Here is a 6,861-nt window from a genome sequence, read left to right on the forward strand (position 1 = left end):
ACCTCGGTGCGGGCAGGAATCGGCTGGTCGAGGCGAGTTCAGGCGTAGGCGTCCTCGATCGCGACTCGTCGCACTGTACGCAGCGTCGACTGGAGACTGTCCAGATCGGTCGAGCCCAGAGCGAGGCGGAGCGCCTGCGGTGTGTGCATCGAGGTGGTGAACGGCTCCGCCGTGGTCACCGAGATGTGCTGACGCGCGAGGGTGGCGGTCAGGCGATCGGCACGTGTGTCGTCGGGCAGCGGCAGCCAGGTGAAGTAGGACGAGGGGTGACTGATCAGGGGCAGGCCTGCCAGCTCTTGTCTGGCGACTGCTTGGCGGGCGTTGGCGTCGTCTCGCTTCTGCGCTTCCAAGCGGTCCACCGTGCCGTCGTCAAGCCAGCGGCAGGCGATCGCGGTGGTGAGGGCCGGGGTGTTCCAGGTGGTCGCCCGGATCGCGCGCTCGAGCGACGGCACCGTAGACGGCGGGGCGACGACGAAGCCGACCCTGAGGCCGGTGGCGACGCTCTTGGACAGACCCGAGACGTAGACGGTGATGTCCGGTGCACTTGCAGCCAGAGGCGGTGGAGGGTCCTCGACCAGGTAGGCGTATGAGGCGTCTTCGATGATGAGCAGACCGTGCTGTCGAGCGATCTCGATCAGGCGGGTGCGGTCGGTTGCCGGCATGACCCAGCCCAGAGGGTTGTGCAAGGTGGGCATGGTGTAGATCGCGCGCACCGGGCGGGTCGCGCACAGCTTCTCCAGGGCATCGAGATCCGGCCCGTCGGTGGTGGTCGGGATGGGCTCCAAGTCGAGATGAAAGGCATGCGCGAGCACCTTGAAACCCGGGTAGGTCAGTGCGTCGACCGCGACGACGTCGCCGGCGCTGAGCGCGGCCATGACGGTGACGGCCAGGCCGTGCTGCGCACCGTTGACGATGAGGATCTGATCCGCGTCAGGAGTGATTCCTCGACGCCTCAGGTGCCGTGCGATCGAGGCTCTGTCCTGGGGACGCCCTCGATGCGGTTGGTAGCGCAGCAGCGAGTCGAGATCACCAGAGGTGGCCACCTCTCGCAGAGCCTGCCGCAGGAGATCGGCCTGGCCGGGCAGCGACGGATAGTTGAAGTTGAGGTCGACCGCACCCGTGGCGACGACCTGCTGATCGATGCCGTGACCGGCGGGAACCGCGATGTCACGCACGAACGTGCCGCGGCCCTGCTCCCGGCTCACCAGGCCCATCGCTTCCAGCTCGGCATACACCCGAGTCGCGGTCACCACGGCGATGCCCTCGCGGGCGGCGAGCCCGCGGTGCGTCGGCAGCCGCACACCTGCGGCGAGCCGCCCTGTCCGGATGTCGGATGCGAGCGCGTCGACCAGCTTTTTGTACCGCGAGGCTGCCATGCACCGGATTGTATGCATGACAATTCCTTGGCTGTCCTGCTCGCGAGTCCTTACCGTCAAGACCCACTCATCCGGAAGGACAGCCACCGTGCACATCGCCATCCTCACCTTCGAGGGCTACAACGAGCTCGACTCCCTGATCGCACTCGGTGTGCTCAACCGCATCAAGACCGACGACTGGCGTGTCACCATCGCCACCCCCGGTCCCCAGGTGACGTCGATGAACGGGGTGACCATCGGGCAGATGTCAACTCTTGAGGAGGCGTGTGCCGCTGACGCCGTCATCGTCGGCAGTGGCATCGCTACCCGCGAGGTCGTCGAAGACCCGGCGATCATGAATGTCCTGCGCGGCCTGGACCCCTCGCGCCAGCTCATCGCCGCGCAGTGCTCCGGCGCGCTCGTGCTGGCCAAGCTCGGCCTGCTCAACGACATCCCCGCCTGCACCGATCTGATCACCAAGCCCTGGGTCGTCGCCGCCGGCGTCGAGGTGCTCAACCAGCCCTTCTATGCCAAGGACAACATCGCCACCGCCGGCGGCTGCCTCGCCTCGCACTACCTCGCCGCCTGGATCATCGCCCGCCTCGAGGGCAACGACGCCGCCGAAGGAGCGCTGCACTATGTCGCCCCGGTCGGTGAGAAGGAGGAATACATCGAGCGCGCCTGGCGCAACATCACTCCGTACCTGCCCGCTCCCACACCGGCGCTCGTCTGAACAACCAGTCGCAAGCAGCGACCGACCAGGCGCGCGAGCTTGTGCCGGGTGCTCTCGATGTTCTTCGGCGTGAGTGGTGGGCCGGGTGGGCCGGCAGGACGGGCGGCGATTCGGATCAAGGAGCGGATTCCGGCCACCCCGAGCACCGTCGACGGACCGCGGCGCCGCGGTCCCGGGTACTCACGCGAGGAACGTCACCGCCGGGAAGGCCGGGGACGGCCCGTCGAGCAGGTGCCCCCGACGGTGGCGCAGGTGCTCGTCGAAGAACGCGAGCGGGTACGCCTGCTGGATCTTCACCGCCTGGTCAGGATCGAGGGTGCCGATCGAGTCCTGGAGCTGCTGCCCGCTCCATCCGAAGAGCTTCGCCACCTGTGGGAACAGCGCCTCGTCGTCGCCGTACGACACATGGACGGCGCCCTGGGCCTGGATGTTCAGCCGCCACCCGCGCAGGTGCGACCAGAACGCGGCGGCCGTGGGATCCGTTGCCCGGGTGAACACGGCGGACATCATCATGAACGGCCGGTCCAGGTCGCCGGTCAGCGGCGGGTTCATCATCATCGGGCCGTCGAGGCTCAGCCCGGCGCGGATGCGCTCGTCCGCGAGTGTGGCGCAGGCAGTGGCCGTCCCGCCCTTCGACCAGCCGAACGCGCCCATGCAGTGGGGGTCGAGGGAGCCGAGCAGTCCGGCCGGCAGCTCCCGCTGGTCGACGTCCGGATTGCACCCGGCGGCGAGCTGTTCGACGCAGTCGAGGACGAAGCGGAGGTCTGCGGCGAAGTCCCCTGGGGCGGCAGGGGCCTTCGGGTTGTCGCTCGGGACGGCGATCCGGCCGTCGGGGAACTCGGCATATGTGTCGTACTGGTGAGCGATCGTCACGACCGCGTATCCGTGGCTGGCGAGTTCTTGGACCATGATGGTGTGGTCGCCCTGGTGGCTGTGCGCGCCGTGCGAGTACACGAGGACGGGCAGCCGCCGACCCGACCGCCGCACCGGAGCACCCACGTGGCCGGAGGTGAACGGCGCCAGGTCGGCCACGGCGCTGAACCCCACGTCGGCGAGGAACGCCTTCAACGCGCCGGCCGGCATCCAGGGCGCCACCGGGTACCGTTCGACGTCCCGGGCGGGGTACCAGACGGTGGCCATCAGCTCGCGGAAGTGCCCGGGGCCCGCGATGTCGTCCGGGCGCGACCGGTCGACGAGGTGCAGCTGAACCGTGCCCACCGGGTGCGGCCCGGTGGGCACGGGCAGCGTGAACCGCGTCGGGGCGAGGGCGGGGGCGGGCGGAGCGGCCGGGGTATCCGGGTCCGCCCACGCGGGGCTGGCGACGGCGGCAAGCGGCACGGCGGCCCCGGCGGCCAATGCGGCTCCCAGCATGCGGCGGCGCGTCATGCCCTGCCGCCCGGTGAACGGCGTGGTGGTCACGGTCCCTCCCGTGGTGACGGATCGTCAATTGTGCCGCGACGGCCAGTCCGTGGGCACGGGGGAACTCTGTCGCGTGCCCCTCCCGCGCGGCATCAGCCCACCGATTGATCACTCGCGCGGGCATCGGCCCACGGGTTTACATCCTGGGGCCGATGCGGTCGACGCCGACGGGCCGCTCTCAACTCACCTTGGAACAAGGGAGGACAACCGGGGACAGGCTGACTGGACAACGTCTGGCCTGCGAGAACGGCCACAGAGGGGCGCCGGTAGGGCGCTGACCTGCGGTAATCGGAAGATTGAAGCAAGATCAGGCAGTGTCCGGAAGGTCCGTAAGTCACGGGCCCGGCCCGTGGTGGTACACCACCCCGCTGTGCAGGCCGCCGCTGGTGGCGAAGAGCTGGGGGACGGTGACGAGGTCGTAGCCGCGGGCCCTCAGCGCGTCGATCAGACGGGGCACGGCAGGCGGGGTCGTCGCGTAGCGGTCGTGCAGAACGACGATGGCGCCCGGCCGCACCCCGGCGAGGACGGCCCGGTCGATGAAGGCCGGGTCGTGGTGCTTCCAGTCCTGGGGATCGACGTTCCACATCACCACCGCCATCCCCGTGGTGCCGGCCGCCTCCCGCACACGGGCGTTCCACGCCCCGAAGGGCGGCCGGAAGAGCACCGGCCTGTGGCCCGTGACCGAGGCGATCTGCTGCGCCGCGGCCTCGATCTGGTGGTCGACCTGGGCCAGGGGCAGGAGGGTGAGGTGGGGGTGGGTGACCGTGTGGTCGCCGATCGCGTCGCCGTCCCGGTACTCCCTCAGCACGTCCGCGCGGTACTGGAGCGCGTGCGGTCCGATCAGGAAGAACGTCGCGAGGGCGTGGCTGTGTTCCAGGGTGGTGAGGAGGGCGGCCGTGTACCGGGTCGGGCCGTCGTCGAAGGTGAGGGCCACGCATCTGACGGCCCGGCAGTCGACGGTGCGGGTGTGCGCAGGGCGGGTGAGGGGTGGGTGCTGCGGTGCGGCTGCCGCCGTCGTCGTACCGAGTGCGGATACGGCGACCGACAGGGCGGTGGCGGTGAGAGCCGCCGCCGTACGGTGCCGACCCGGCCTGGCAGTCATCGTGATACCTCGCCGTCGCGGCCGCGCCTTCCGGTGGCCTGGCCAATTCCAGTGTGGTCCGTCGTCGGGACCCGCGCGCGTCGGCGAAACATGGAGGAGGTAAGAGGAGTCCAAACGGCGGCGCAAACCGGCGGCACCGCGGTCCACAGCCTGACGATATTCAAGCGTTCCTCTTACCTGGAAAGGTCCGGTGCCGTGTCCCGCTCCCCGCGGGGGCTGTGCAGTCAGTCGTGGATGCCGCTGCCCGGACCGGCCCTCTATGATCGCTGATCATGGACATTGCCGGCTTCTTTCTGTTCCTCGCCGTGCTCGCGGGCATCTTCGCCGTCGAGAGCCGGATCTCCCGGGCGGATCGGCGTGTTGCCCGGGTGGAGCACAAACTTGACCTGATTCTCGGCCACCTGGGGCTGCAGGAGGACGATCCCCGTATGGACGAGGTCATCGCGCTGGCCCGCGACGGCAAGAGAGTCCAGGCGATCAAGGTGTACCGGGAGATGACCGACGTGGGTCTGAAGGAGGCCAAGGAGGCGGTCGAGCGCCTGGTCCAGGCGGGACGCCGTCGCTCTGCCGGGGGGTGACGTCATCGGCCCGGCGGTCGGCGCGATCTTCGGGGCAGCCTCGCTCCCGGACCAGCGCGCCCAGCATCAGCGGGACGACATCGTGTGCCTGGCCGGCACCTGGCGGCAGGCGGTGCTGCGGCATCCCTGAACGGCCACCCCGCCCGCGCGGCAACGCTGTCGCCGGAGGGCGAAACCTGGCCGGTCCCGCCTGGCTCAGCCGTTCGGGGCCGGGTCGGCCACGGCCGCGGCGTAACGGGCGAGCGAGACGTTGTAGCACGGCAGATGGCGGGCGAGCGCGCCCAGCGCGAGTGCCGCGGCTTCCCGCTCCCGGCCGAGGTCGACGAACGCCAGGGCGAGGAACGCGGTGACCGCGTCGTCGAGGTGGTCCGAGGTCTGCTCGCGCTCCGCGAGCAGCAGGTCGGCGCCGGCCTGCGGGTCGCCGAGCGCGCGCAATGTACTCGCCAGCTGGATGACGGCCTGCCGCCGGCGGTCGCCGTCCAGGCCGCCGTCCAGCGCCTTCCGGTAGTGCACAACGGCGCGTTCGCCCAGGTCGGTGGCGTCGTAGGCGGAGGCCAGCTCGAAGGCGGCGACGGCGTGTCCCTGCGGCAGCTCGGCGGCCAACGCCTCGATCCTCGACCGGAATTCCGCCGCGTCGCAGTCCTCGAAGGCCGCCCACAGGGCTGCGCACCGCTGTTCCCACTCCGCCGTGGTCCTCATGGTCATCGCCCCAGCCTGGCAGACGGAAACCGCCGTCGCGCGGCGCGTGGTGGTTCTGTTGTGTGACGTCGTCAGGGGGGTGCCGGAGGCGGGCAGGCCGGCGGCCATACTGTGCGCATGGAACGCATCGGGGGATACCTCGTCGAGCGGCGGCTCGGCGAGGGCGGAATGGGCACCGTGTATCTCGCGCGGACGCGTGGTGGACGGGCCGTCGCGGTGAAGGTCGCCAAGGCGGAGCTGGCGGCCGACCCGGTCTTCCGTGAGCGGTTCCGCAGCGAGGTCGAGGCCGCCCGTGCCGTGGGCGGCTTCCATACGGCGCCGGTCGTGGACGCGCACGTGGACGGCGACCCGCTGTGGCTGGCCACGGCCTACATTCCCGGACCGACCCTCGCGGCGCGGCTCGCCGCCGGGGGCGCGATGGACGAGCCGCAGCTGCGGGCGCTGGCCGCGGCGCTCGCCGAGGCGCTGGAGTCCGTCCACTCCTGCGGGCTGGTGCACCGCGATCTCAAGCCCGGCAACATCATCATGGCCGTCGACGGGCCGCGCGTCCTCGACTTCGGTATCTCCCGGGCCGTCGAGTCCACCCGGCTCACCGCCACCGGTACCGCCTTCGGCACGCCCGGCTTCCTCGCGCCCGAACAGGCCCTGGGCCACGATGTGACCGGCGCCGCCGATGTGTTCGCCCTCGGCGCGGTCCTGGTCGCGGCGGCGGGCGGCAGCGCCTGGGGCGAGGGCACGCCGATGGGGCTGATGTACCGCTCCGTGCACGAACCGCCGAACCTGGCCGCCGTACCGGCGGGTCTCGCCGGCCTGGTCGCACGCTGCCTGGCGAAGGACCCCGCCGCCCGGCCGATCCCCACCGAACTGCTGGACCTGCTGACCGACGGGACACCGGTGCCGGCCCCGGCACAGGCGTCGTACGGTCCGACCCTCACCGCACCCCCGCCGCCCGCGGCCGCAGCCCCGCCCGCGCAG

At 70.8% G+C, this 6,861-nt stretch carries 7 protein-coding genes; 3 read left to right on the forward strand and 4 right to left on the reverse strand.

The features are described 5' to 3' along the window. Window positions 1–38: 38 nt before the first annotated feature. On the reverse strand, window positions 39–1,478 hold the full coding sequence (locus M878_RS78920; protein ID WP_245238244.1) for an aminotransferase-like domain-containing protein: 1,440 nt from the start codon (window positions 1,476–1,478) through the stop codon (window positions 39–41). Between M878_RS78920 and M878_RS78925 the strand changes: the two genes are divergently transcribed. Next, window positions 1,465–2,088, forward strand: a complete 624-nt coding sequence (locus tag M878_RS78925) for a DJ-1/PfpI family protein (RefSeq protein WP_023551027.1) — start codon at window positions 1,465–1,467, stop codon at window positions 2,086–2,088. The genes M878_RS78920 and M878_RS78925 overlap by 14 nt on opposite strands. Before the next feature lie 180 nt (window positions 2,089–2,268). On the opposite strand, the gene M878_RS78930 is transcribed toward M878_RS78925, so the two are convergent. Both M878_RS78930 and M878_RS78935 read right to left on the reverse strand, forming a co-directional pair. Continuing rightward, complete coding sequence (locus tag M878_RS78930) at window positions 2,269–3,507, reverse strand: alpha/beta hydrolase family protein (RefSeq protein WP_023551028.1); 1,239 nt, start codon at window positions 3,505–3,507, stop codon at window positions 2,269–2,271. A 334-nt stretch (window positions 3,508–3,841) separates the two neighbouring features. Then, window positions 3,842–4,609 (reverse strand): polysaccharide deacetylase family protein, encoded by a 768-nt coding sequence (locus M878_RS78935; protein ID WP_023551029.1) that lies wholly within the window; start codon window positions 4,607–4,609, stop codon window positions 3,842–3,844. A gap of 272 nt (window positions 4,610–4,881) precedes the next feature. On the opposite strand from M878_RS78935, the gene M878_RS78940 reads away from it, so the two are divergent. Next, on the forward strand, window positions 4,882–5,187 hold the full coding sequence (locus tag M878_RS78940) for a ribosomal protein L7/L12 (protein WP_023551030.1): 306 nt from the start codon (window positions 4,882–4,884) through the stop codon (window positions 5,185–5,187). Window positions 5,188–5,382: 195 nt separating this feature from the next. Here M878_RS78940 and M878_RS78945 read toward each other — a convergent pair whose 3' ends face one another. After that, entirely contained in the window at window positions 5,383–5,892 is a 510-nt protein-coding gene (locus M878_RS78945) for a tetratricopeptide repeat protein (protein WP_031226196.1), read from the reverse strand. A 111-nt stretch (window positions 5,893–6,003) separates the two neighbouring features. Here M878_RS78945 and M878_RS78950 point away from each other — a divergent pair. Beyond that, window positions 6,004–6,861 (forward strand): serine/threonine-protein kinase (locus M878_RS78950; RefSeq protein ID WP_023551032.1); only part of this gene is annotated, 858 nt, incomplete at its 3' end.

It is taken from the genome of Streptomyces roseochromogenus subsp. oscitans DS 12.976 (genome assembly GCF_000497445.1).
Classification (GTDB): domain Bacteria; phylum Actinomycetota; class Actinomycetes; order Streptomycetales; family Streptomycetaceae; genus Streptomyces; species Streptomyces oscitans.

Excerpts from the sequence above, each read along its gene's own strand:
- M878_RS78920 (WP_245238244.1), bottom strand. The coding sequence starts at position 1,478 with ATGGCGATGTGCACGGTGGCTGTCCTTCCGGATGAGTGGGTCTTGACG.
- M878_RS78935 (WP_023551029.1), bottom strand. The coding sequence starts at position 4,609 with ATGACTGCCAGGCCGGGTCGGCACCGTACGGCGGCGGCTCTCACCGCC.
- M878_RS78940 (WP_023551030.1), top strand. The coding sequence starts at position 4,882 with ATGGACATTGCCGGCTTCTTTCTGTTCCTCGCCGTGCTCGCGGGCATC.
- M878_RS78945 (WP_031226196.1), bottom strand. The coding sequence starts at position 5,892 with ATGACCATGAGGACCACGGCGGAGTGGGAACAGCGGTGCGCAGCCCTG.